The sequence below is a fragment of the Pseudomonas fluorescens genome, from assembly GCF_001307275.1.
Taxonomy (GTDB): Bacteria; Pseudomonadota; Gammaproteobacteria; order Pseudomonadales; family Pseudomonadaceae; genus Aquipseudomonas; species Aquipseudomonas fluorescens_AA.
This window is the reverse complement of the sequence record NZ_CP012831.1, coordinates 3598038-3622917: the sequence shown is the minus strand read 5'-3', so window position 1 is coordinate 3622917 and position 24880 is coordinate 3598038. Positions and strand designations below refer to the sequence as shown.

At 61.0% G+C, this 24880-nt stretch carries 23 protein-coding genes, 4 tRNA genes and 3 pseudogenes; 14 read left to right on the top strand and 16 right to left on the bottom strand.

Features of this window, described 5'->3' with window-relative positions:
• Window position 1: 1 nt before the first annotated feature.
• Window positions 2-298 carry a DUF2845 domain-containing protein gene (locus AO356_RS16050; protein WP_060740581.1) on the top strand — a complete coding sequence of 99 codons (297 nt, stop codon included), beginning with the start codon at window positions 2-4 and terminating at the stop codon, window positions 296-298.
• A 330-nt stretch (window positions 299-628) separates the two neighbouring features.
• Here AO356_RS16050 and AO356_RS16045 read toward each other — a convergent pair whose 3' ends face one another.
• Both AO356_RS16045 and AO356_RS16040 read right to left on the bottom strand, forming a co-directional pair.
• Window positions 629-982: a BON domain-containing protein gene (locus tag AO356_RS16045; RefSeq protein WP_053125323.1), complete on the bottom strand. Its 354-nt coding sequence runs from the start codon at window positions 980-982 to the stop codon at window positions 629-631.
• A 268-nt stretch (window positions 983-1250) separates the two neighbouring features.
• Window positions 1251-1661 carry a pilin gene (locus AO356_RS16040; protein WP_060743129.1) on the bottom strand — a complete coding sequence of 137 codons (411 nt, stop codon included), beginning with the start codon at window positions 1659-1661 and terminating at the stop codon, window positions 1251-1253.
• Between the two features lie 223 nt (window positions 1662-1884).
• Here AO356_RS16040 and pilB point away from each other — a divergent pair, with 223 nt between their 5' ends.
• From pilB to yacG, 5 genes are read left to right on the top strand one after another with little or no spacing between them, the layout of a single operon-like run.
• Window positions 1885-3594, top strand: coding sequence for a type IV-A pilus assembly ATPase PilB (gene pilB / locus AO356_RS16035; protein ID WP_060740580.1), 1710 nt, complete (start codon window positions 1885-1887; stop codon window positions 3592-3594).
• Between the two features lie 2 nt (window positions 3595-3596).
• A complete protein-coding gene (locus tag AO356_RS16030) occupies window positions 3597-4814 on the top strand; it encodes a type II secretion system F family protein (protein WP_060740579.1) in 1218 nt (405 codons plus the stop codon).
• Window position 4815: 1 nt separating this feature from the next.
• The gene (locus tag AO356_RS16025; protein ID WP_060740578.1) at window positions 4816-5685 is read left to right on the top strand and encodes a prepilin peptidase; all 870 of its coding nucleotides are present in this window, start codon (window positions 4816-4818) and stop codon (window positions 5683-5685) included.
• Complete coding sequence (gene coaE / locus AO356_RS16020) at window positions 5685-6308, top strand: dephospho-CoA kinase (RefSeq protein ID WP_060740577.1); 624 nt, start codon at window positions 5685-5687, stop codon at window positions 6306-6308. The genes AO356_RS16025 and coaE overlap by 1 nt, the downstream gene beginning before the upstream one ends.
• Window positions 6305-6511 (top strand): DNA gyrase inhibitor YacG, encoded by a 207-nt coding sequence (gene yacG / locus AO356_RS16015; RefSeq protein ID WP_057450865.1) that lies wholly within the window; start codon window positions 6305-6307, stop codon window positions 6509-6511. Before coaE ends, yacG begins: the two co-directional genes overlap by 4 nt.
• On the opposite strand, the gene AO356_RS16010 is transcribed toward yacG, so the two are convergent.
• Window positions 6508-6723, bottom strand: a complete 216-nt coding sequence (locus AO356_RS16010; protein WP_053125334.1) for a hypothetical protein — start codon at window positions 6721-6723, stop codon at window positions 6508-6510. The genes yacG and AO356_RS16010 overlap by 4 nt on opposite strands.
• Before the next feature lie 63 nt (window positions 6724-6786).
• A complete protein-coding gene (locus AO356_RS16005) occupies window positions 6787-7473 on the bottom strand; it encodes an energy-coupling factor ABC transporter permease (RefSeq protein ID WP_060740576.1) in 687 nt (228 codons plus the stop codon).
• Between the two features lie 133 nt (window positions 7474-7606).
• On the opposite strand from AO356_RS16005, the gene AO356_RS16000 reads away from it, so the two are divergent.
• Genes AO356_RS16000 through AO356_RS15985 form a run of 4 tightly spaced genes read left to right on the top strand, consistent with a single transcriptional unit; the run spans window position 7607 to window position 10342 of the window.
• Complete coding sequence (locus AO356_RS16000; RefSeq protein WP_025215531.1) at window positions 7607-8233, top strand: DUF1780 domain-containing protein; 627 nt, start codon at window positions 7607-7609, stop codon at window positions 8231-8233.
• Window positions 8230-8757: an MOSC domain-containing protein gene (locus tag AO356_RS15995; protein WP_060740575.1), complete on the top strand. Its 528-nt coding sequence runs from the start codon at window positions 8230-8232 to the stop codon at window positions 8755-8757. The genes AO356_RS16000 and AO356_RS15995 overlap by 4 nt, the downstream gene beginning before the upstream one ends.
• Window positions 8758-8809: 52 nt before the next feature.
• Window positions 8810-8983, top strand: a complete 174-nt coding sequence (locus AO356_RS15990; RefSeq protein WP_039593877.1) for a DUF3094 family protein — start codon at window positions 8810-8812, stop codon at window positions 8981-8983.
• Between the two features lie 60 nt (window positions 8984-9043).
• Entirely contained in the window at window positions 9044-10342 is a 1299-nt protein-coding gene (locus AO356_RS15985; RefSeq protein ID WP_060740574.1) for an NAD(P)/FAD-dependent oxidoreductase, read from the top strand.
• A 152-nt stretch (window positions 10343-10494) separates the two neighbouring features.
• Here AO356_RS15985 and AO356_RS33390 read toward each other — a convergent pair.
• From AO356_RS33390 to rluD, 9 genes and pseudogenes are all read right to left on the bottom strand, one after another.
• A pseudogene (locus AO356_RS33390) lies at window positions 10495-11094 on the bottom strand (methyl-accepting chemotaxis protein); the annotation flags it as partial.
• Window positions 11095-11397: 303 nt separating this feature from the next.
• Window positions 11398-12120, bottom strand: a pseudogene (locus AO356_RS33385) (MCP four helix bundle domain-containing protein); the annotation flags it as partial.
• A 146-nt stretch (window positions 12121-12266) separates the two neighbouring features.
• A tRNA-Pro gene (locus AO356_RS15975) sits at window positions 12267-12343 on the bottom strand.
• 93 nt (window positions 12344-12436) lie between these two features.
• Window positions 12437-12512: transfer RNA gene (locus tag AO356_RS15970), tRNA-Lys, on the bottom strand.
• Between the two features lie 5 nt (window positions 12513-12517).
• A tRNA-Pro gene (locus AO356_RS15965) sits at window positions 12518-12594 on the bottom strand.
• Between the two features lie 7 nt (window positions 12595-12601).
• Window positions 12602-12677, bottom strand: a tRNA-Asn gene (locus AO356_RS15960).
• A 299-nt stretch (window positions 12678-12976) separates the two neighbouring features.
• Window positions 12977-15541: an ATP-dependent chaperone ClpB gene (gene clpB, locus AO356_RS15955; protein WP_053125348.1), complete on the bottom strand. Its 2565-nt coding sequence runs from the start codon at window positions 15539-15541 to the stop codon at window positions 12977-12979.
• Window positions 15542-15670: 129 nt separating this feature from the next.
• Window positions 15671-16396, bottom strand: coding sequence for a peptidoglycan editing factor PgeF (gene pgeF / locus AO356_RS15950; protein WP_060740572.1), 726 nt, complete (start codon window positions 16394-16396; stop codon window positions 15671-15673).
• Window positions 16393-17355, bottom strand: a complete 963-nt coding sequence (gene rluD, locus AO356_RS15945) for a 23S rRNA pseudouridine(1911/1915/1917) synthase RluD (RefSeq protein WP_060740571.1) — start codon at window positions 17353-17355, stop codon at window positions 16393-16395. Before rluD ends, pgeF begins: the two co-directional genes overlap by 4 nt.
• A gap of 150 nt (window positions 17356-17505) precedes the next feature.
• Between rluD and AO356_RS15940 the strand changes: the two genes are divergently transcribed.
• The 4 genes from AO356_RS15940 to AO356_RS15925 all read left to right on the top strand — a co-directional run bounded on the left by AO356_RS15940 (window position 17506) and on the right by AO356_RS15925 (window position 21803).
• Complete coding sequence (locus AO356_RS15940; protein WP_046065043.1) at window positions 17506-18522, top strand: outer membrane protein assembly factor BamD; 1017 nt, start codon at window positions 17506-17508, stop codon at window positions 18520-18522.
• Between the two features lie 125 nt (window positions 18523-18647).
• A complete protein-coding gene (locus AO356_RS15935) occupies window positions 18648-18881 on the top strand; it encodes a PP0621 family protein (RefSeq protein ID WP_060740570.1) in 234 nt (77 codons plus the stop codon).
• Complete coding sequence (locus AO356_RS15930; RefSeq protein ID WP_060740569.1) at window positions 18871-20460, top strand: ATP-binding protein; 1590 nt, start codon at window positions 18871-18873, stop codon at window positions 20458-20460. The genes AO356_RS15935 and AO356_RS15930 overlap by 11 nt, the downstream gene beginning before the upstream one ends.
• Window positions 20457-21803, top strand: a complete 1347-nt coding sequence (locus AO356_RS15925) for a sigma-54-dependent transcriptional regulator (RefSeq protein ID WP_060740568.1) — start codon at window positions 20457-20459, stop codon at window positions 21801-21803. The genes AO356_RS15930 and AO356_RS15925 overlap by 4 nt, the downstream gene beginning before the upstream one ends.
• A gap of 163 nt (window positions 21804-21966) precedes the next feature.
• Here the strand turns inward: AO356_RS15925 and AO356_RS15920 are convergent.
• The 3 genes and pseudogenes from AO356_RS15920 to AO356_RS15910 form a co-directional block, all read right to left on the bottom strand.
• Window positions 21967-22170 (bottom strand): annotated as a pseudogene (locus AO356_RS15920) (DUF6124 family protein); the annotation flags it as partial.
• Window positions 22171-23320: 1150 nt separating this feature from the next.
• Entirely contained in the window at window positions 23321-24421 is a 1101-nt protein-coding gene (gene thiO, locus AO356_RS15915; RefSeq protein WP_060740567.1) for a glycine oxidase ThiO, read from the bottom strand.
• 57 nt (window positions 24422-24478) lie between these two features.
• A complete protein-coding gene (locus tag AO356_RS15910) occupies window positions 24479-24880 on the bottom strand; it encodes a type IV pilin protein (protein WP_060740566.1) in 402 nt (133 codons plus the stop codon).

The following is a 24880-nucleotide window of genomic DNA, read 5'->3' as shown; positions in this document are numbered from 1 at the left end:
CATGAAGTGTGTGTACGGGCTCAGCCTGGGTCTATTGCTCGCCGCCGGCCAAGCGTCGGCGGCCGATACGCTGCGCTGCGGCAGCCAGTTGATCAGCGTCGGCGACCGCTCCAGCGAAGTGCTGCAAAAGTGCGGGCAGCCTGTGGCGCGGGATGACCTGGGCTACAAACGCAGTGTCAATCGCCGGGAAGAATACCCGGTGGAGGAATGGACCTACGGGCCCAACAGCGGCATGTATCAGTACCTGCGCTTCGAGGGGAATCGGCTGGTGCAGATCACCAGCAAGCGGGGACGGTGAATGTGCCGCCGCCATCGCGAGCAAGCTCGCTCCCACATTTGACCGCATTCCTTCTGGCAGAACTCGATCCCTGTGGAACAGCTTGATCACTTTTTCTGAAGGAACTCGATCCCTGTGGGAGCGAGCTTGCTCGCGATAAGGGCAACTCGATTTCCCCGGCCGGACCGCACATTTTTTCTCCCCAGAATAGAACAGGCCCCTGGCACGAATGCCGGGGGCCTGTAATGGCCACGTCCCTGTGGCCTTTCGCATGAACTCCAAAGCAACGGCAAGCGTATGACTCAGCCCGCTTGCCGTGCCCTCTCCCAGTCCAGGCGAGAAGTCTTAGCCTTACTCGGCTTTCAGGCCGTCAGCCGATACAGCCTTGACGCCTTTGATTTTCTTGGCGATTGCCACAGCGGTGTCTTTCTGAGCGTCAGTCACGGCAACAGTGGACGACAGGGACACAACGCCTTTGTTGGTTTCGACTTTGATGTCGGTACCTGGAATGCCTTTTTCGGTGACCAGGTCAGCTTTGACTTTGGTGGTGATCCAGGTATCGGAGGTGGCTTCCTTGGCCTCTGTCACCTCGCCTGCGGCCAGCATCATAGGAGCCTGAGTTGCTTGAGTGGTCTCGGCGAATGCGCTAGCCATGGTCAGGGTCAGTGCGGTAGCAGCGGCGGCAGTGATAGCGAACTTCTTCATACGAGTAACTCCTGTTTTTCTCAGAAACTGCCGGAGGTGCATCCCGGCAGGGTTAACAGGAGTAGTGCGAAGGCTGTGCCAGTTTTGAAAAATTTATAAATTTCTTATAAATCAGCAAGTTAAGCGAAGCGGTATTTTTCATGATCATGCAAAATGCACGAAGCGTTGATTCTGGACATGCAACTTGCGGGTTTTGAGCGGTTGCTAAGCTTATGAATTTCGGAGGATTTATGTGGAGAGGGCACGCGCCCCCTCCCAATACTGAAAATCAGACGCCAGGGCAGCCAGCCGGCAGGAATTCCTTGGCAGCGTTAGATGCGCATGTCCAGACGCCGGCGGCATCACGACTAAGGGTGATTGTCTTACCCGCTACGGCAGCAGGAGCATTCGAGAGGGTACAAACGATGGTCCCCGTGCCTGCCGCGGCAGTGCCCGTGACTGCGATTGCGCAGTTGCTGGTAGGTGTCGTGATGTTCATGTTGGCCGCCGTCGGGCTGGTCCCCTGATTCATCATGTCCTCGTACGGTACCTTCAACGCAGAAATTTCCCCCAGCCCGGCCGTAGCCTTGGCCCGTGCCTGATATTTGGAATATTGCGGCAACGCAAAGGTCGCCAGAATGCCAATGATCGCCACGACGATCAGCAGCTCGATCAGCGTAAAGCCCGTTTGCTTATTCATAGACATCTCCCATGCATGAGTCGAAATCTCATGACCTGAAACAGCCATTGCAGGGCACATGCCAACCCTGAAGCGCCATCGATAAAGGGGTTGAGCCCGCACAACGGCGACGTCCTACCTCAACAACCGCACTATCTGACGTTTTTTGTCACCCTGGCTCGCTGGTTTGGCGTCGATGCTTGACTAGGCTATAAGTCATGAACTGTCCGCCGCCGGAATCCCCATGAATGACATCGCCCTCAGCGGCCTGACCAAGCAATTGGTGCTGGCTGAACTGCTCACCGAGCAAAGTGCGCAACAGGCGTATCAACAGGCCCAACGCAGTCGCATCCCCCTGGTCAGCTACCTGGTGCAGAACAAACTGGTCCAGAGCCGCCAGGTCGCGGAGATCGCCTCGGAGCATTTCGGCGTCGCCCTGCTGGACCTCAACAGCCTGGACAAGGACACCCAACCCACGGGCCTGGTCAGCGAAAAACTGGTGCGCCAACATCACGTCCTGCCGCTGTGGCGACGCGGCAACAAGTTGTTCGTGGGCATCTCCGACCCCACCAATCACCAAGCCATCAATGACATTCAATTCAGTACCGGCCTGACCACCGAAGCCATCCTGGTAGAAGACGACAAGCTCAGCGACGCCATCGAAAAGTTTTTCGAATCCAATAGCACGGGCCTGGAAGGCATGGGCGATGTCGACCTGGACGGTCTGGACGGTCTGGACATCGAATCGATCGACGACACCAAGCAGGATTCCATCGGCAACCAGGACGCCGACGACGCGCCCGTGGTGCGTTTCGTCAACAAGATGCTGCTGGACGCGATCAAGGGCGGCTCTTCCGACCTGCACTTCGAGCCTTACGAAAAAATCTACCGGGTGCGGGTGCGCACCGACGGCATGCTGCGGGAAGTGGCCCGGCCGCCGATCCAACTGGCGACCCGTATCGCCGCCCGCCTGAAAGTCATGGCCAGCCTCGATATTTCCGAACGGCGCAAACCCCAGGACGGCCGGCTGAAAATGCGCCTGTCGAAAACCAAGTCCATCGACTTCCGGGTCAACACCCTGCCGACGCTCTGGGGCGAAAAAGTGGTGATCCGGATCCTCGACCCCTCCAGTGCGCAAATGGGCATCGATGCCCTGGGCTACGAGCCGGATCAGAAAGACCTGTACATGGCCGCCCTCAAACAGCCACAAGGGCTGATCCTGGTCACCGGCCCGACCGGCTCGGGCAAGACCGTGTCGCTGTACACCGGGCTGAATATCCTCAATACCGTGGACATCAACATCTCCACCGCCGAAGACCCGGTGGAGATCAACATGGAAGGCATCAACCAGGTCAACGTGAACCCGCGCCAGGGGCTGGACTTCGCCCAGGCCCTGCGCTCATTCCTGCGCCAGGACCCGGACGTGATCATGGTCGGCGAGATCCGCGACCTGGAAACCGCCGAAATCGCCATCAAGGCCGCCCAGACCGGGCACCTGGTGCTCTCCACACTGCACACCAACAGCGCCGCCGAAACCCTGATCCGCTTGCAGAACATGGGCATTCCAGGGTTCAACATCGCCACCGCCGTGCACCTGATCATCGCCCAGCGGTTGGCGCGCAAGCTCTGCGCCCACTGCAAGAAAGCCATCGAGATTCCCGAGGAAACCCTGCTCAAGGAAGGTTTCCCCCGGGAACGCATCGGCACATTCACGATCTATGAGCCGGTCGGTTGCCAACAGTGCAACCACGGTTACAAAGGGCGCGTGGGGGTTTACGAAGTGGTCAAGAACACGCCCGAGCTGCAACGGTTGATCATGGCCGAGGGCAACTCGCTGGAAATCGATCTGCAAATGCGCAAGGACGGCTTCAATGACCTGCGCACATCGGGGCTGCTCAAAGTGATGCAGGGCGTCACCAGCCTCGAGGAAATCAACCGGGTCACCAAGGATTGAGCATGGCGGTCAAGGCAGTAAAAACCGACGTCTATACGTGGGAAGGCAAAGACCGCAAAGGCGCGAAAATGACCGGCGAGCTGACGGGACAGAGCCCGGCCCTGGTCAAGGCACAACTGCGCAAACAAGGCATCAACCCGGAGAAGGTGCGCAAGAAATCCACCTCGATATTCAGCAAGGGCAAGCGCATCAAGCCGCTGGATATCGCCCTCTTCACCCGCCAGATGGCAACGATGCTCAAGGCTGGCGTGCCGCTGTTGCAGGCGTTCGACATCATCGGCGAAGGCTTCGACAACGCCAACATGCGCAAGCTGGTGGACCAGGTGAAACAGGAAGTCGCCGCCGGCAACAGCTTCGCCGCCTCGCTGCGCAAATGCCCGCAGTACTTCGACGATTTGTACTGCAACCTGGTGGATGCCGGTGAACAGGCCGGTGCCCTGGATACGCTGCTGGATCGGGTCGCGACCTACAAGGAAAAGAGCGAAGCGCTCAAGGCCAAGATCAAGAAAGCCATGACCTACCCGACGGCGGTGATACTCGTCGCTGCGGTGGTCACCGGCATCCTGCTGGTCAAGGTGGTGCCGCAGTTCGAATCGGTCTTTTCAGGGTTCGGTGCACAGCTACCGGCCTTCACGGTAATGGTCATCGGCCTGTCGGAATTCTTGCAGGATTGGTGGTGGGTGGTGCTTGGCGGGCTTGTAGGGACATTTTTTGGCGTGAAATACGCCCTCAGGCGTTCCGAGCGCTTTCGTGACTGGCGCGATAAATGGCTACTCAAACTACCGCTGATAGGCGCCTTGATGTACAAGTCCGCCGTGGCCCGCTACGCCCGCACGCTCTCGACGACATTCGCCGCCGGCGTGCCGCTGGTCGAAGCCCTCGACTCGGTATCGGGCGCCACCGGCAACGTGGTGTTCAAGCGCGCTGTGCAGCGCATCCGCCAGGACGTCTCCACTGGCATGCAGTTGAATTTTTCCATGCGCGCGTCAGGGATCTTTCCGAACCTGGCCATCCAGATGACCGCCATCGGCGAGGAATCCGGCGCGCTGGACGACATGCTCGACAAAGTGGCGAGTTTTTATGAGGCCGAAGTGGACAATCTGGTGGACAACCTCACCAGCCTGATGGAACCCTTCATCATGGTGATCCTGGGGGTCGTCGTGGGTGGCCTGGTAGTCGCCATGTACCTGCCCATCTTTCAACTCGGCTCTGCGATCTGACATGCCCCTGAGCGAATTTCTCGTGCTGTATCCCGTGGCTTTCGTGCTTGTTGCGGCATTGCTCGGCCTGATCGTCGGCAGCTTCCTCAACGTGGTGGTGTGGCGCCTGCCGAAGATGCTCAACCGCGAATGGCGCCTGCAAGCCCACGACCTGTTGGGCCTGCCGGCCGAAACCCCGGGCCCGGTCTACAACCTCATGCTGCCCCATTCCCAATGCCCGCACTGCGGCCATCGCATCCGCGCCTGGGAGAACATTCCGCTGTTGAGCTACCTGATGCTGCGTGGCCGCTGTTCGAGCTGCGCCGCGCCCATCGGCAAGCGTTACCCCCTGACCGAAGTGGCCTGCGGCGCATTGTCGGCGTTCGTCGCCTGGCATTTCGGCTTTGGCTGGCACGCCGCGATGGTGATGGTGTTGACCTGGGGCCTGCTGGCCATGAGCCTGATCGACGCCGAGCATCAACTGCTGCCCGATACCCTGGTGTTGCCGTTGTTGTGGCTGGGCTTGATCGTCAACAGCTTCGGGCTGTTCGTTTCCCTGGACCAGGCGATGTGGGGCGCGGTGGCCGGCTACCTGGCGCTGTGGTCGGTATTCTGGGTGTTCAAGCTGATCACCGGCAAGGAAGGCATGGGCTACGGGGATTTCAAGCTGCTGGCGATGCTGGGCGCCTGGGGCGGCTGGCAGGTCCTGCCGCTGACGCTGCTGTTGTCGTCGCTGGTGGGCGCCGTTATCGGGGTCATTGTGCTGCGCTTGCGTGATGCGCCCGGGTCGACGCAGATCCCCTTCGGACCTTATCTGGCCATTGCCGGCTGGATTGCCTTGCTCTGGGGTGGTCAAATAACCGACTTCTATTGGCAGTCTGTCGGTTTCTAATGAATACCCCTCTGGAAAAACCCTGGATTCTCGGCCTGACCGGTGGCATCGGCAGCGGCAAGAGCGCGGCGGCCCAGCATTTCATCGATCTGGGTGTGCACGTCATCGACGCCGATCATGCGGCACGCTGGGTGGTCGAGCCCGGGCGCCCGGCGCTGGCGAAAATCGCCGAGCACTTCGGCCCTGGCGTATTGCAGGCCGACGGCGCCCTGGACCGGGCGGCGCTGCGCAAGCTGATTTTCGAGCATGCCGATGAACGCCGCTGGCTCGAAGCACTGCTGCATCCGCTGATCGCCGAGGAAATCGCCCATCACCTGGCTCAGGCACAATCGCCCTACGCGATCCTGGTGTCGCCGCTGCTGATCGAGTCAGGGCAGTACGCCATGACCCAGCGGATCCTGGTGATCGATGCGCCGGAACAACTGCAGATCGAACGTACGTTGCAGCGCGACCAGACCAGCGAACAGCAGGTCCAGGCGATCCTCAAGGCCCAGTCCAGCCGCCAGGATCGCCTGAGCCATGCCGACGACGTGGTGGTCAATGATCGCGACCTCGCCTGGCTGCACAGCGAGGTCGAGCGCCTGCATCACTTTTACCTTACTTTGCGTGGAGGCCACTCATGAGCCAAACCCCAACCGTTGATTGCCCAACCTGTGGCGCCCCTGTGGAATGGAGCCCGCAGAGCACATTCCGGCCGTTCTGTTCTGATCGCTGCAAACTGATCGACCTCGGCGCCTGGGCGTCGGAAGAACACAAAATCCCGGTCAGCCCCGACGCCGAGGATGAGCTGTTCAGCGAAGATTTCGAGCCTCGCTCACATCACTAAGGCCGCATGAAACCGTAGTCCTGTTCGTCGTCGAGGTTTTCCGCCAGGAAACTCAACTCGTCGGCCAGGTCTTCAGCGCTGCGTACTGTCTTGCTCTGCTGCACGATCGCACTGAGCAAGGCACGCAGGCTCAAGCCCGGGTCGAAACCGATCTCCATTGCGGCATCGTGGCTACGCCTGATCTCTTGCCTGGCCCACTCATAAACACTCATGGTTGTACTCCTGGAAGTTTTCCAGAGCATGCAGGGCGTGCGGTGGGGCAGCCTTGACGTGAATCAAGGCTTGTCATCATCGTTCCACGGTGCCGACAGGTAGCGCGTGCGGTTGAAGGTCTCCAGCCATTCGGGGCTGAACACCACCAACGCACTGATCACCATGCCGTTGATGAACGCTTCGGGAAAAATGATCAGCCAGAGGTAGCCGATGAAGTCCTCCAGCCAGTAAGGCATGGCAAACAGGCCGTCGTACCAGAGCAAACCGAGCCCCAGCAGCAGGCAGGCCAATGCCGAAAGCGCGGCAGCCAGGAACCCCGAACAGAAGATATACACAAACAGGTTACGCGGCTGGGCGCGCTCCACCAGGATTGCGCAACATTCAGTGATCAGCACCGGCAGCAGGATCAGCAGCGCACCGTTGACTCCGACCGCCGCCATGTCCTGACGCCCCAGCAGCACCAGCGCCATCTGCGCGCACAGGCCACCCAGGATCGCCAATGGCCAGTCCAGCAGCAGCGTCACGGCAGTCATGCCAATGAAATGATACGAGACACCCGTATCGAAATCCCGTCGCACCAGCCACAGCATGAACAACGCCAGCACCGTGCCGAACAGCAAATGCTGGCGACGGCTGTCCGTGAACAGCTCGACCCACGGTGCCCGCGCCACAGCCCAGGCCAACACCGGCACATAAACCAGCCAACCGACCGCCAGGGTTTGCGGTGATAGCAGTTCAGCACCGATCATGGACTACTCCTTTCGCTTGCCCTTGTCTCAAACAGGGGTTACTTCAAACCAGCAGTCTACACCCCCACCCATAACGTCCATTAATCCACGCAACGCTTTCAGCTTGTCGCAATTGAACGCTAAGCTTGGGCTCATGGATGATTCCGATTATTTACGCCTGCTGACCATCGCGGCCGAGCAAGCCAACGCCTTTCTCTCCAATGCCCGCAAATGGGAGCGTGAGCGTTGGGTCTGCCAGCGTCTGCTGCAAGGGCTGAACGTGCCTTATCGCGCCGACGAGTTCGCCCCGGCCGGTGAGCCACCGGACGTGCTGTTTCGGGATGCCAATTTCGAGGTGTTTTTCGTGCTCGACGAGGGCCGCCGTCTCAATGACGAATGGCGCGATGAACTGCAACGTCGCCGCAGCGCCTTTTCCCTGAGCCAGCTGGTGCGTCGCGAGGCCAAGCCCCGGCGAATCCCGGCCAATGAATTCCTGATGCGCCTGGCCCCGACCCTGCGCAAGAAAGCCCACAACTACACCGAACGCGGCATGGACCTGGGCGACCTGGACATCATCGCCTTCGCCAGCCTCAAGCGCGAAGTGTTGGACCTCAACAGTCACTTTCCACCGCCGACCGAATACCTGCGCCAGGGCTGGCGCTCGCTGTCGCTGGTGGGGCCGACGTTTGCCCGGGTGCTGTTCGCCCACCCCGACGCGCCGGATTTTTTGCGAGGCAACCTGGGGCGCAGCATCGTGTTCGACGTCGGGATCAGCCTGTGAGCCCATTGCAGGAACTGATCGCCGCCGTGCCGCAGCAGGGCCGCGTACGCTGGATTGGCGTGCGCCCCCAGGGTCACGCGCCGATGATCGAACTGGACGCCGTGGAGGCCCGCCTGGAAGCCGGACTGACCGGCGATCATGCCCGCCCCGGTGTGCGCAATGCGCGACAAGTGACGTTGATCCAATGGGAACACCTGGCCGTGATCGGCTCGCTGATGGGCCGCCCCGAGGACCAGCCGGTGCTGCCACAGGAGCTGCGACGCAATATAGTGGTCAGCGGCATCAATCTGTTCAGCCTCAAGGGCCGGCGCTTTCGCATCGGCCAAGCCATCTTCGAAACCACCGGCTGGTGCCAGCCTTGCGCCCGATTGGAGCGCAACCTCGGCGAAGGTACGTTCCAGGCCGTACGCGGCCATGGCGGAATCACCGCCCGGGTGTTAAAAAGTGGAATCATTCGCCTGGACGACAGCCTGAGCGTCGAACCTGTGCCGGCGAGCGGCTACGCTGCTTTCAATGCCGGCTAGCCGGACGCTGTAACGCCTTCACCTTTCGCAACGTCTACCTGACGAGGCCTTTATGACCAGCCGCCTGAACCCAGATGACCAGAAGCATGTCGAAGAGTACCTGCAACTGTCCCAGCACCGAGTCGAGCGCCGGCCTTTCCGGCCGTGGATGCTCCTGGTGGTGGTACTGGCCATCACGATTGGCCTGGGCCTGTTGAGCCGACTGATCAGTTACCTGACGCTATGAGCCGCTTGGCGCTCGCTCGGGTAACGGCACCGAATTCCTTTAGCCTTGCGAGATATCCCCATGACTCATCGTATTGTCATCGTTGGCGGCGGCGCCGGCGGTCTGGAGTTGGCTACCCGTCTGGGTAAGACTCTGGGCAAGCGTGGCACGGCCAGTGTGATGCTGGTCGACGCGAACCTGACCCACATCTGGAAACCCCTGCTGCATGAAGTGGCTGCCGGCTCCCTGAACTCTTCCGAAGACGAACTCAACTACGTCGCCCAGGCAAAATGGAACCATTTCGAGTTCCAGCTTGGGCGCATGAGCGGCCTGGACCGGGAGCGCAAGAGAATCCAGCTGGCCGCCACCTATGACGAGGCGGGCGTCGAGCTGTTGCCGGCTCGGGAATTGGGCTACGACAGCCTGGTGATTGCCGTCGGCAGCACCACCAATGACTTCGGTACCGAAGGCGCGGCGCAGCACTGCCTGTTCCTCGACACGCGCAAGCAGGCCGAGCGCTTCCATCAGCAATTGCTCCACCACTATCTGCGTGCCCACGCCGGACAGACCGATGTTGTCGAGCGCATCAGCGTCGCCATCGTCGGCGCCGGTGCGACCGGTGTCGAACTGGCGGCCGAACTGCATAATGCCGCTCACGAACTGCACGCCTATGGCCTGGACCGGATCAAGCCGGAGAACATGCACATCACCCTGATCGAGGCGGGTCCACGGGTCTTGCCAGCGCTGCCGGAGCGTATCGGCGGGCCGGTGCACAAGACCCTGGAGAAACTCGGGGTCAACGTCATGACCAACGCCGCCGTCAGCCAGGTGACCGCCGACAGCCTGATTACCGCCGACGGCCAGGTGATCGACGCGAGCCTGAAAGTCTGGGCCGCCGGGATTCGCGCCCCGGACTTCCTCAAGGACATCGACGGACTGGAGACCAACCGGATCAACCAGCTGCAAGTACTGCCGACGCTACAAACCACCCGCGACGAGAACATCTTCGCCTTCGGCGATTGCGCCGCCTGCCCGCAACCCGGCAGTGATCGCAATGTTCCGCCCCGCGCCCAGGCCGCGCACCAGCAGGCCTCGCTGCTGGCCAAATCCCTGAAGCTGCGAATCGAAGGCAAGGCCCTGCCCGACTACAAATACACCGACTACGGCTCGCTGATTTCGCTGTCGCGGTTCTCGGCGGTGGGCAACCTGATGGGCAACCTGACCGGCAGCGTAATGCTCGAAGGCTGGTTGGCGCGGATGTTCTACGTCTCGCTGTACCGCATGCACCAGATGGCGCTGTACGGGATGTTCCGCACGGCCATGCTGATGCTGGGCAGCAAGATCGGGCGCGGGACCGAGCCTAGGCTGAAGTTGCACTGAGGCCTGACTGACGATTGCGCTGGATCAGCAATATCGAGGCTGAATGATCCATCGCAATCGCGAGCAAGCTCGCTCCCACAGTTGATCGCGGTCATCCTGTGGGAGCGAGCTTGCTCGCGATGAGGGCGGCACAGCCAGTGCTTAACCCTCAATCAAACCTGAAACCGCTGCACCATCGTGCGCAGCGAATTCGCCAGTTGCGACAACTCATGGCTGGAGGCACTGGTCTGGTCCGCACCGGAGGCCGAGCGCACCGACAAATCACGAATGTTCACCAAGTTGCGATCCACCTCGCGGGCCACTTGCGCCTGTTCTTCGGCGGCGCTGGCGATGACCAGGTTGCGTTCGTGGATTTCATTGACCGAGGCCGTGATGGTCTGCAGCGCGTCCCCTGCCCGCTCCGCCATGGCCAGAGTGCTGGCGGCGCGACTGGAACTGGCCTGCATGGAATCGAGTGCCTGGGTGGCACCGCTGCGCATGCCCTGGACCATTTGCTCGATTTCCTGGGTCGATTGCTGCGTGCGATAAGCCAGCGCCCGGACTTCGTCCGCCACCACCGCAAACCCACGTCCGCTCTCACCCGCCCGGGCCGCTTCAATGGCGGCGTTGAGGGCCAGCAGGTTGGTCTGCTCGGCGATGGCGCGGATCACGTCCAGCACCTTGCCGATATCCTGCGATTGGTTGGCCAACGATTGCACCAGGCCACCCGTCACCTGCACATCGCTGGCAAGGGCACCGATGGCATCGACTGTGTCGCTGACCCGCTGCTGCCCCAGGGACGCCGATTCACTGGACTGACGCGTGGCATCGGAGGTGGAAACCGCATTGCGCGCGACCTCTTCCACGGCCGTGGTCATTTCAGTGACCGCCGTGGCAGCTTGTTCAATTTCATTATTCTGTTGTTGCAGGCTGTGGGTGCTGTCGAGCGTGACGGCGTTCAGCTCATCAGCGGCGGTGGCCAGCTGTGCAGCCGAGCCGCTGATGCCCTGCAGGGTTTCCCGCAGGTTCTGCTGCATGGTCGCCAGCGCCTTGAGCAAGCGGCTCACTTCGTCGTTGCCATGGGTCTCGATCGGTCGGGTCAGGTCACCCCGGGCGACGCTCTCCGCGGCATTCAGCGCTGCGCCCAAGGGTTTGACGATACTGCGGGTGAGCAGCATGGCCAGCACGACCGTGGCCAGGGCCGCGAGCACCACGAACAGGCTGACGATCATCCGGGAGTTGGCGTAGTGCTCCTGGGACTTCTGGCTCTCGATGGACACCTGTTTGGAGAACAACTCCGCCAGATCGTTGAGCTGCTTGCCGGAACCATCCACCACGGTCTTCATGTCCACCAGCAACAGCTTGATCAGCTCGTCCCGACGCCCCTGCTCCGCCAGGGTGAAGGATTGCGCGATACCGGTGCGGTAAGCGGCAAAGGTCTGCTTGAATTGGTCGTAAAGGGCCCTGCCTTCAGGCGTGACGACGAGTTTTTCGTAGGCCGCGATTTTTTCGCCCAGTTCTTTGTCACGGGTGTCCATTTGTCCGCGGTACACCGGGATGTTCTTCGGGTCCTGGTCCAGGGCCATGCGCAGGGAAATCGTGCGGATACGCAGCATCCACTCGCGAATCTCATCACCTCCACGGATGCTGGGCAGCCATTGGGTTTCCACGGCGACTTCACTGTCACGGATGCTCGACATCTGCCCCAGCGCGAATACCCCGAGCAACGCCACCAACACGGCAATCAAGGCAAAACCCAACGCGGCACGCGGGGCAATATTCAACTGACGAAGAACCATAAGGGGTGCCTTTTCTTATTGTTGGCCTGAGATGGGGCCACGCCCCTGTCGCTGGGTTATCGGCAGGTCGTACGACGACTTAAGTCAGTCCACTTTATTACGGGCAAAAAAAATCCCCGTATCTTTCGATACGAGGATTTTCAATATGGTCGGGGTAAGGGGATTCGAACTCCTGACATCCTGCTCCCAAAGCAGGCGCGCTACCGGACTGCGCTATACCCCGGTAAAAAAAAGGCGACCTTCGCAAGTCGCCTTCTCGATCAGCGCTTTTGGCCTCTGATCTTAAGATTCGATTCCAGCGAACTGGTTTCAAAAATGGTGGGTCGTGTGGGATTCGAACCTACGACCAATTGGTTAAAAGCCAACTGCTCTACCAACTGAGCTAACGACCCAAATATGGTCGGGGTAAGGGGATTCGAACTCCTGACATCCTGCTCCCAAAGCAGGCGCGCTACCGGACTGCGCTATACCCCGATTGAAATGGCTCCGTGACCAGGACTCGAACCTGGGACCCAATGATTAACAGTCATTTGCTCTACCGACTGAGCTATCACGGAACTGATATTTCAAGCTACAACGTTGAAGCTAGCTTCAACCTCTTCTACCCTTACGCATCGCTGCGTTCGTGTGTCTGAGGCGCGCTATTCTACAATCTTCAAAACCTCTGTCAACCCCTTAAATTGCTTTCAAGACAATGATTTGCAACTTATTTTGGATTCCTTCTCAGTGAGAAGTCGCCCTTGGGGTGACGTACTGCGGGGCGCACTTTACAAGCCTTTTCCTTTGAGTTCAACGGCCTGATGAAAAAAATGGCCTTGCAAGGCAAGGCCATTTCCATCGTCGGCAGAGCCGGCCTTCAGTTGAAGACGATTTCGTCGTTCTCCACCGTACCGGTCACGGTTTCGCCCGGCATGAAGCGACCGGACAGAATCAACTGCGCCAGCGGGTTTTCGATCCAGCGCTGGATCGCTCGTTTGAGCGGCCGCGCGCCATAGACCGGGTCGTAACCCACCGCAATCAACTTGTCCAAGGCCTCGTCGCTCAATTGCAGCTTGAGCTCGCGCTCGGTGAGACGGCTGCGCAGGCGACCCAACTGGATCTCGGTAATACCGGCAATCTGATCCCGGGCCAACGGCTCGAAGATCACCACCTCGTCGACCCGGTTGATGAATTCCGGGCGGAAGTGGGTAGAGATCGCATCCATCACCGCTGCGCGCTGCGCCTCACGGTCGCCCACCAACTCCTGGATCTGTGTCGAGCCCAGGTTGGAGGTCATCACGATCACCGTGTTGCGGAAGTCCACCGTACGTCCGTGGCTGTCGGTCAGGCGACCATCCTCCAGCACTTGCAGCAGGATATTGAACACATCCGGGTGCGCCTTCTCGACCTCATCGAGCAGGATCACCGAGTACGGCTTGCGACGCACAGCCTCGGTCAGGTAACCACCCTCTTCATAGCCGACATAACCCGGTGGCGCACCGATCAGCCGTGCCACGGAATGCTTCTCCATGAACTCGGACATGTCGATGCGCACCATGGCCTCTTCGGTGTCGAAGAGGAACTCGGCCAGCGCCTTGCACAGCTCGGTTTTACCGACGCCGGTCGGGCCGAGGAACATGAACGAGCCACTTGGACGATTAGGGTCCGACAACCCGGCGCGGGACCGGCGCACAGCGTTGGAGACCGCCACTACCGCTTCTTCCTGGCCAATCACGCGCTGGTGCAGCAGGCTTTCCATCTTCAGCAGCTTGTCGCGCTCGCCCTCGAGCATTTTCGAGACCGGAATGCCGGTCCACTTGGACACCACCTCGGCGATTTCTTCCTCGGTGACCTTGCTGCGCAGCAACTGGTTTTCGCTCTTGCCGTGCTGGTCGACCATCTGCAGGCTGCGCTCCAGGTCCGGGATCACCCCGTACTGCAGCTCGGCCATGCGGTTGAGGTCGCCTTTGCGGCGAGCCGCTTCCAGTTCCTGGCGGGACTGTTCGATCTTTTGCTGGATCTGCGCCGAGCCCTGGACCTCGGCTTTCTCCGAGTTCCAGATTTCCTCGAGGTCGGAATACTCGCGTTCGTGACGAACGATTTCTTCCTGCAACCTTTCCAGACGCTTCTTCGCCGCTTCGTCGCTTTCTTTCTTCAGTGCCTGGGACTCGACCTTGAGCTGGATCAGGCGCCGCTCCAGGCGATCCAGCACTTCCGGCTTGGAGTCGATCTCCATGCGGATGCGGCTGGCCGCCTCGTCGATCAGGTCGATGGCCTTGTCCGGCAATTGACGGTCGGTGATGTAGCGGTGGCTGAGCTTGGCCGCGGCGATGATCGCGCCGTCGGTGATCGCCACCTTGTGGTGAACTTCATAGCGTTCTTTAAGGCCGCGCAGGATGGCGATGGTGTCTTCTTCGCTCGGTTCCTCCACCAGCACTTTCTGGAAGCGCCGCTCCAGCGCCGCATCCTTCTCTATATATTGGCGGTACTCGTTGAGCGTGGTCGCGCCGACGCAGTGCAACTCGCCCCGGGCCAACGCAGGCTTGAGCATGTTGCCGGCGTCCATCGAACCCTCGCCCTTGCCCGCACCGACCATGGTGTGCAGTTCGTCGATGAACAGGATGATCTGCCCTTCCTGCTTGGACAGTTCATTGAGCAAAGCCTTGAGCCGTTCTTCGAACTCGCCACGGTACTTGGCACCGGCGATCAAGGCCCCCATGTCCAGGGACAACAGGCGCTTGCCCTTGAGGCCGTCCGGCACTTCGCCGTTGATAATGCGCTGGGCCAGGCCCTCGGCGATGGCGGTTTTACCCACGCCTGGCTCACCGATCAGCACCGGGTTGTTCTTGGTGCGGCGTTGCAGCACCTGGATCGTGCGGCGGATTTCATCGTCACGACCGATCACCGGGTCGAGCTTGCCTTCCTCGGCGCGCTTGGTCAGGTCGACGGTGTATTTGTCCAGCGCCTGGCGTGACTCCTCGTGATTGGCGTCGTTGACCGCTTCGCCGCCACGCAGGTTGTTGATGGCATTTTCCAGGGCTTTCTTGCTCACCCCTTGGCCGAGCAGCAGCTTGCCGAGCTTGCTGTTCTCGTCCATGGCGGCGAGCAGCACCAATTCGCTGGAAATGAACTGGTCGCCCTTCTGCTGGGCCAAGCGGTCGGCCTGGTTGAGCAGTCGCGCCAGATCCTGGGACATGTTCACGTCACCGGTCGGATTCTGGATCTTGGGTAACTGGTCGAGCTCCTTGGCCAGTTCTTTGCGCAGGCTGTTGACGTCAAAGCCGACCTGCATCAACAGGGGCTTGATGGAGCCGCCCTGCTGTTCAAGCATGGCCTGCATCAAATGCGCCGGTTCGATACCGGGGTGGTCCAGGCCGACGGCCAGGGACTGGGCATCGGACAGGGCCAATTGTAATTTGCTGGTTAAACGATCAATACGCATGGGTCACCTTCCTTTTGAGCAGGCCGGACCTAAACACATCCTGAATGAAGAAACCTGCCAGATACCCTTATAGATGTGGTCGATTCTGGAAGTTTCAAGCAGCGCAGCCTTGATGCAGATCAGGGAAGTCTAGCGTTCGATCCAGATCAGCGAGGCAAAGCGACCGGTGCGCGGGTTGCGCCGGTAGGAGAAGAAACGCGGGTCGTTCACGGTGCAGAGGCCACCGCCGTACACCGCGGTGATACCGCGCGCCGCCAGCCGCAAGCGGGCCAACTGATAGATGTCGGCGAGGAACTTGCCGGCATTGGGGCTCGCGGCAAAGGCTTTTACCGCTTCAGGCAGTCGCGCGATGAAGGCTTCACGCACTTCCGGCCCGACTTCGAACGCTTGCGGCCCGATGGCCGGGCCGAGCCAGGCCAGGATTTCATTCGCGGGCACGGCAAGGCTGTCGAGGGTGGCTTCCAGCACACCGTTCGCCAACCCACGCCAACCGGCATGGGCCGCCGCGACGCGGGTGCCGGCACGGTTGCAGAACAGCACCGGCAGGCAATCGGCGGTCATCGCCGTGCAAGCGATACCCGGCGTGGCGGTCCAACTGGCATCGGCGGTCGCCACCTGGGTCGGGTCAGCCTCGACCACGGCAATGCCGTGGACCTGCTGCAGCCAGGCCGGGGTGATGACGAATTGATCGGTGAGACGACGGCGGTTTTCAGCGACCGCCGTGGGGTCGTCGCCCACATGGTCGCCCAGGTTGAGGCTGTCGAACGGCGCCAGGCTGACGCCGCCCTCGCGGGTGGTGACGCAGGCCTTGACCCGGGCCGGCGCGGGCCAGTCGGGTATCAGCCAGTCAGTCATCCGACGAACGCCTCGCGGTCCTGCTTGAGCAACGTCAGCAGCCAGACGAAATCATCCGGCAACGGCGATTCCCAGCTCATGCGTTTGCCGGTCGTCGGATGATCAAGCTCCAGGAAACGCGCGTGCAGTGCCTGGCGCGGGAAATTCTTCAGCGATTCGACCATGGTCTGGCTGGCGGCTGGCGGAATGCGGAAACGACCGCCATAAGCCGGGTCGCCCACCAACGGGAAGTTGATGTGGGCCATGTGCACACGGATCTGGTGGGTACGACCGGTTTCCAGCTTGACCCGCACGTGGGTGTGGGAACGGAAACGCTCCAGCACACGATAGTGGCTGACCGCCTGCTTGCCACCTTCCATCACCGCCATGCGCTGGCGCTGCTGGCCGTGACGACCGATCGGGGCGTTGATCTTGCCACCGGCGGTGACGACCCCGATCACGATGCATTCATAGATGCGGCTGACACTGCGGCTTTGCAGCTGTGTGACCAGCTGTGTCTGCGCCTGGATGGTCTTGGCCACCACCATCAGGCCGGTGGTGTCCTTGTCCAGGCGATGGACGATGCCGGCACGGGGCACATTGACGATGTCCGGTACGTGGTGCAGCAAAGCGTTGAGCAGCGTGCCGTCGGCATGACCGGCCGCCGGGTGCACCACCAGGCCCGCAGGCTTGTTGATCACCAGGATGTCATCGTCTTCATAGACGATGTCCAGGGCAATGTCCTGGGCGACCCATTCTCCCTGGGCCTCCTGCTCGGCAGTCAGTTCGAGGATAGCGCCGCCATGGACGATGTCGCGCGGACGAATCACCGCCCCATCCACAGTCAGGCGGCCGTCCTTGATCCAGGCGGAAAGGCGCGAGCGAGAGTGCTCGGCAAAGAGTTGTGCGGCGACTTGATCGAGGCGTTGGCCGCCCAATTCGGACGGCACCTCTGCGCGAAGTTCTATTTTATCGGACATGCTCGGACTGGGCGTCGGCACAGCCTTTGGTTTCGGCTGCGCGCTTGTGGTTAAATACGGCGTCTTTTGCCCCGAGGCTTTCAACGGGGCGCTCATCATAACAGGACGGCCCCGCCCAAGACAGCGGCCGTCATAGGGACGCAAGCCGCCATGCAAGTGAAACACCTGCTGCTGATCGCCATCCTCGCATTGACTGCTGCTTGCTCGTCGAAGGAAGTCGTAGACGAAAACCTGAGCGAAGTCGAACTGTACCAACAGGCGCAGAACGACCTGGATAACAACAGCTATACCAGCGCCACCGCCAAGCTGAAGGCGCTGGAGTCGCGGTATCCGTTCGGGCGCTATGCCGATCAGGCCCAATTGGAGCTGATCTACGCCAACTACAAGAACGCCGAGCCGGAAGCCGCCAAATCCGCCGCCGAGCGTTTCATTCGTCTGCACCCGCAGCACCCGAACGTCGATTACGCCTATTACCTCAAGGGCCTGACCTCCTTCGACCAGGACGTCGGCCTGCTGGCGCGCTTCCTGCCGCTGGACATGACCAAGCGTGACCCGGGTGCCGCGCGCGACTCCTACAACGAGTTCGCCCAGCTGACCAGCCGCTTCCCCAACAGCCGCTACTCGCCGGACGCCAAGCAGCGCATGATCTACCTGCGCAACCTGCTGGCCTCCTACGAAATCCACGTAGCCGACTACTACCTGACCCGTCAGGCCTACGTCGCCGCCGCCAACCGTGGCCGCTACGTGGTGGAAAACTTCCAGGAAACCCCTTCGGTGGGTGATGGCCTGGCGGTGATGACCGAAGCCTACCAGCGCCTGCACCTGGACGACCTGGCGGCCACCAGCCTGGAAACCCTCAAGCTGAACTACCCGGATCACCCATCGCTGGTCGATGGCCAGTTCACCCCACGGGTCGACGAAGCCGACAACCGTTCGTGGCTGAGCAAGGCGACCCTGGGCCTGATCGAGTCCCGTCCACCGCTGCCGCCGGGCGAAACCCGCGCCAACCAGGACGTACAGCGTCAGTTCCAGGATGCCAAGGAAGCCATCCCGAACGAACTCAAGCCCAAGGATGAAAATGGCGACGTGATCGAAGAAGAAGAGCCCGAGAACGAGTCCAGCGACCGTTCCTGGTTCAGCTACATGACCTTCGGCGTGTTCGACTGAGGCCAAGGCATCAGTAAAAAGGGAGACCCAGCGGTCTCCCTTTTTTGTGCCTGGCTTTTATTGCGCTGTGCGCCGTTCCAGTCCTTGGCTAAACTGCCTGATCACTCGCCAGAAAGCCGCCTATCATGCTTCGTTTATTGATCTTGTTCGCTGTCGTTGCCGCCGCCATATGGATCTTTCGCGGGGTGAAAAGCGGGCCCCGCGCATCGCGCGCCACCCAGGAACAGGACGCACCGCCCATGGTGCGCTGCGCCCACTGCGGCGTACACCTGCCCCGTGACCGGGCGCTGGCCCTCGAACAACAATGGTATTGCAGCCAGGCTCATCTCGAGCAAGGCCCGGGCAATCGTGAGCGCTGAGGCCTCAAGCCCACGCGTCAAACAGACGCAGCGCCTGCTGCGCCTCTATCACCTGTACCGCCTGAGTATCGGCATCACCCTGGTGCTGCTGATCTCCAGCAACATGGACAACCGCCTGCTGGAGTTCGCCAACGACGACCTGCTGCGCAGCGGCAGTTGGTTGTACCTGGTGCTGAACATCCTGCTGGTGGTGTTCCTTGAGAACACGCGTCGCCCTGCCCGGCTGTTCGGCCTGGCCCTCACCGACGTGCTGCTGCTTTCGTGGCTGTTTTTCGCCGCCGGCGGCGTGCCCAGTGCCATCGGCAACCTGCTCATTGTCTCGGTGGCCATCGGCAACACGCTGCTGCGAGGTCGGATCGGCCTGTTGATCGCGGCCGTTGCCACCCTCGGCATCGTCGGTTCGAGCCTCTTTCTTGGCTTGAGCGACTCGAACCGCCCCAGCAGTTATTTGCAGGCCGGCACCCTCGGGGCACTGTGCTTTGCCGCCGCGCTGCTGGTGCAAGGCCTGACCCGACGCTTGGAAGCCAGCGAAACCCTGGCCGAGCAACGGGCCAGCGAAGTGATCGGCCTGGAAGCGCTCAACGCCCTGATCCTGCAACGCATGCGCACCGGCATCCTGGTGCTTGACCGTGAGCGCCGGGTGCAACTGGCCAACGAGAGTGCGCTGAACCTGCTGGGCATGCACGATCTGGTCGGCCAGCCGCTCGACGATTACTCCACTGCCCTGGTCGAACGCCTGCAATTGTGGCGAAACAACCCCAGCCTGCGCCCGTCCAGCCTGACCGTTACGGGCACGGGCCTGACCCTGCAACCGAGCTTCATCGCCCTGGGGCATCACGATCAGCAGCAGATCCTGGTGTTCCTTGAAGACCTGGCCCAGGTTGCCCAGCAGGCCCAGCAGTTGAAACTCGCGTCCCTCGGGCGCCTCACCGCCGGTATCGCCCATGAAATCCGCAACCCCTTGGGCGCCATCAGTCACGCGGCGCAATTGCTACGCGAATCCGAGGAACTGAACAACGCGGATCGGCGTCTGACGCAGATTATTCAAGATCACTCCCAACGAATGAATCGCGTCATTGAAAACGTTCTGCAGCTGTCTCGCCGCCAACAAACCACACCCCAGCGCCTCGACCTGCGCACCTGGCTCGACCAATTCGTCCGGCAGGCCCGCGAAAGCATGGCCGAACACCAGCAATTGCACCTGAGCATCGACCCGGGGGACTACACCACGCTGATGGACCCCGACCAGCTCACCCAGGTACTCGACAACCTGCTGCGCAACGCCTGGCGCCACAGCGCAATGGTCCATGAACAGGCCGAGGCCTGGTTGAAACTGTTCATCGACCCCCACAGCCAGCTGTCGACACTGGACATCATCGACAACGGCCCCGGTGTAACGCCCGAGCAGCAGGCGCACTTGTTCGAACCCTTCTTTACCACCAGTAGCCAGGGCACCGGCCTTGGGCTCTATCTGTCCCGTGAGCTGTGCGAAAGCAATCAAGCCCGCCTAGACTTCAAACCACGCCAAGGCGGCGGTTGCTTTCGCATCACCTTTGCTCACGGACGGAAACAGATTTGAATAATCGCTCACGGCAACGAATCCTGATCGTCGATGACGAACCGGACATCCGCGAACTCCTGGACATCACCCTGGGCCGGATGAAACTCGACACCCGCAGCGCCAAGAACCTTGCCGAGGCCCAAGCCCTGCTGACGGGGGATGCCTTTGACCTGTGCCTGACCGACATGCGCTTGCCCGATGGCACCGGCCTGGAACTGGTGCAGCACATCCAGCAACGTTATCCACAGCTGCCCGTGGCGATGATCACCGCCTATGGCAGCCTGGAAACCGCCATCGACGCCCTCAAGGCCGGCGCTTTCGATTTCCTGACCAAACCGGTCGACCTGGGGCGGCTGCGGGAACTGGTCACCAGTGCCCTGCGCCTGCCGCCGGGCGCCACACCGACCAGCACCATCGAGCGCTGCCTGCTGGGCGACTCGCCGCCAATGCGCAACGTGCGCAAACAGATCGAAAAGCTCGCCCGCAGCCAGGCCCCGGTGTACATCAGTGGAGAATCAGGCTGCGGCAAGGAACTGGTCGCCCGGCTGATCCACGAACAAGGCCCCCGCGCCAGCCAGAGCTTTGTGCCGGTCAACTGTGGGGCAATTCCCACGGAACTGATGGAAAGCGAGTTCTTTGGCCACCGCAAAGGCAGCTTCAGCGGTGCTATCGAAGACAAGCCAGGACTGTTCCAGGCTGCCCATGGCGGGACCTTGTTCCTCGATGAAGTGGCCGACCTGCCCCTGGCGATGCAGGTCAAGCTGTTGCGAGCCATCCAGGAAAAGGCCGTACGCGCCGTGGGCGGCCAGCAGGAAGAAGTGGTGGATGTGCGAATCCTCTGCGCCACCCACAAGGACCTGGACGGCGAAGTGGCCGCCGGGCGTTTTCGTCAGGACCTGTATTACCGGCTGAATGTCATCGAATTGCGCGTCCCGCCCTTGCGCGAACGCCGCGAAGACATCGAACCGCTGGCCAATCACATGCTTCAGCGGCTGGCCAGCAGCACCGGCAGCCCGGCGGCCAAGCTACATCCACAAGCCCTGGAGGCCCTGCAAAACTACCGTTTCCCGGGCAATGTGCGGGAACTGGAGAACATGCTCGAACGGGCCTACACCCTGTGCGAACAACAGCTGATCGAAGCCGACGACCTGCGCCTGGCCGAGGGCAATGCCAGCTCTGAGGCGGGCAACCCCGACTTGATGCAGGTCGACAACCTGGAAGACTACCTCGAAGACGTCGAACGTAAACTCATCCTCCAAGCCCTGGAGGAAACCCGCTGGAACCGCACGGCGGCGGCGCAGCGGTTGAAGTTGTCGTTTCGGTCGATGCGGTATCGGTTGAAGAAGTTGGGGCTGGATTAAAGCGCGGTCCTCAAGCCCCTACTTATCCTGTGGCGAGGGCGCTTGCTCCGCTGGGCTGCGAAGCGGCCCCCAACCTGACACCTTGATATACCAAGGTGATCGAGGCGCTGCTTTTGGGGTTGCTGCGCAACCCAGCGGGAGCAAGCTCCCTCGCCACAGCTCTCTAGCCCTCCAGCACGGGTACCCGCTCGTCCAGCACACGATTGGCCAGTAATTCACTCAGCTCAATCAACTGCTGTACCCCCAAGGCAACATGCCGTCGAGAGCCTTCAAGTTCGAAGGCCAGGTCGCTGATCGTTGCGTTGGCGGAGGCCAGGGTTTCGCTGAGGTTGGTGAGGAGGCATTCGGTGTCGATGCCTTCCACTACGGAGATTTTTTCCGACCATTCCCACAAAGCCTGGTCGGTTGTGAGGGCGGTGTGTATATCCGTTTCTGCGGTAACGGCTACTTACGGTTCCGCTCTTACAGCGGGTCACTTTCGAAAAGCCGGAATGCCGGCCCAGGCGAAAGTAACCAAAGCGCTTTTGCCCCACCACTCGGTGCCTCGCCTAGGCTCGGCATGCCCGAACGCAGGCATTGCTCCGTGGGCCCGCCGCGAAGGGCCATCCATGGCCCAGCGCGGCTATCCCGGCATCCATGCCGGGATGCCCACTACGCAATACCTGCGTTCGGCCATCGTGGTTAACGGGGCTCCGAGATCAACGTCCACCGCGAGGCGGCCTGATAGCCGACCTGGTTCTGGGTGATCGCGTTTCTCCTGTGGGAGCGGGCTTGCTCGCGAAGAGGCCGGAGCATTCAACATATTCATCGACTGTGCCATCGCCTTCGCGAGCAAGCTCGCTCCCCCACTGGATCGGGAACGATCTACAGATTTGCGGCCACTGCAAATCCCTGTGGGAGCAAAGCTTGCTCGCGATAGCAGTGGATCAGCTTGCATCAGCGTTGAATGTGCCATCGCCTTCGCGAGCAAGCTCGCACACATTGGGTCGGTGACGATCTACAGATTTTCGGCCACTGCAAATCCCTGTGGGAGCAAAGCTTGCTCGCGATGGCGGTGGATCAGCTTGCATCAGCGTTGGATGTACCGCCGTCTTCGCGAGCAAGCTCGCTCCCACAATGGGATCGCACTAGGACCGGAAGAGCCAGGTCGGCTATAAGGCCGCCTCGCGAGCAAGCTTTGCTCCCACAGATCTGACAGGTGTACGAGCGGGAGAGCCAGGCCGGCTGTCAGGCCGCCTCGCTTTTGATCTTGATCTGGGGCGCCCCGTTAACCACGCTGGCCGAACACAGGCGAGGCACCGAGTGGTGGGGCAAAAGCGCTTTGGTTACTTTCGCCTGGGCCGGCATTCCGGCTTTTCGAAAGTAACCCGCTGTAAGAGCGGAACCGCCAGCAGCCGTACCGCGAAAAGGGATATGCACTCAGTCAACAACATCCCCGCCGACTATCAGGCCGCCATCGCGAGCAAGCTCGCTCCCACAATTGGATCTGAGCACAGGTGCAGTATCAAAGCCGGACCTTACAAGCGCCCAGCCGGCGCATACGGCACAGGATCGATCACCGGCTCACGCCCCAACATCAGATCCGTAAACAACTGACACGACGCCGGCGCCAACACCAGTCCATTACGATAATGCCCACAGTTCAACCACAACCCAGCAACCCCCGGCACCTCGCCGATATAGGGAATACCTTCAGGCGACCCAGGCCGCAACCCGGCCCAATGCCCCACCACCTCTGCACCCGCCAGCGCCGGAATCAGTTGCTGCGCCGAAGTCTTCAGGCTCTCCAACGCAACCTCGGTCGGGGTCTTGTCGAAACCTTCACGCTCCAGCGTACTGCCAACCAGAATGTGCCCATCACGACGCGGGATCGCATAACGCCCCTTGGCCAGCACCATACTCGACAAGAAATCCGACGCGCATTTGTACAGAATCATCTGGCCCTTGACCGGCTCGACCGGCAACTTCAGCCCTAGCGTCTTGAGCAGTTCACCACTCCAGGCCCCCGCCGCCAGCACCACCTGATCGCCACGCATCGGTCCCGCCGAACTGTCCACCCCCACGACACGCCCGCCATCGCGGATGAACCCGTTGACCTCGCAATGCTCATGAAGCGTGACATTGGGCAACGCCTGCAACGCCGCCTTGAGGGATTTCACCAGCCGAGGGTTACGCACGTTGGCCACGCCAGCCATGTAGATCGCCCGGGAAAAACCCGCACCCAGCACCGGCACGGCGTCGTGGACCGTGGAGATATCCACAGCCCGCAGCGGGCGCCCTTCCCGCTCGGCCCAGGCCAGCGCTTCGTCCTGGTCGTCCAGGTCCAGCCAATACAGCCCGGTCACGTGTACTTGTGGATCGATCCCGGTGGCCGCGAACAAGCGCTCACCCAGCTGTGGATAAAAATCCTGCGACCAATGGGCCAGCGCCGTGACCGCCGGGCTGTAGCGCCACGGGTACAACGGCGAAACGATGCCGCCGCCGGCCCAGGACGATTCCTGGCCGACACTGGAGCGGTCCAGCAGCACCACACGTTGCCCTTCGGACGCCAGATTGAACGCCGTCAGCAGGCCAATGACTCCGCCACCGACGATCACCACTTGCTGTTGCCTGGTCATGTTCTGATTCGACTCACTAAAACAAAGGGCGCAAAAGCGCGCCCGAATGAAAGAAACTCAGCGCCCCCAACAATCCTTGGTGGTCAGCCCCGCAGTGGCGTTGAGCATGCTGCGTACGCCGGTATTGTTGAGGGTGAAATCACCGCACTTGTCCGTGGCCATGGACGAACCGCTCTTGCGTACGGCGGTCAGGGTGAAACTCTGGTCCGCCAGCGTCTGGGTAATGGTGTAGAAATCGTTGCCGCTGCTCAGCCCGGTTGCATTGGTGTAGACGTTGTTCTTCGAGTAGTAGCGCTCGAGAATCTGCGCCTGCTCGGATAAGAGCCCGGTAATTTCAGTGCGTCGGCCCTTCTTCATGTATTCGGTCAGGCTCGGATAGCCGATGGTGATCACAATACCGATGATCGCGATCACGATCATGATTTCGATCAAGGTGAAACCCCGGTTGGATCTGCGCAT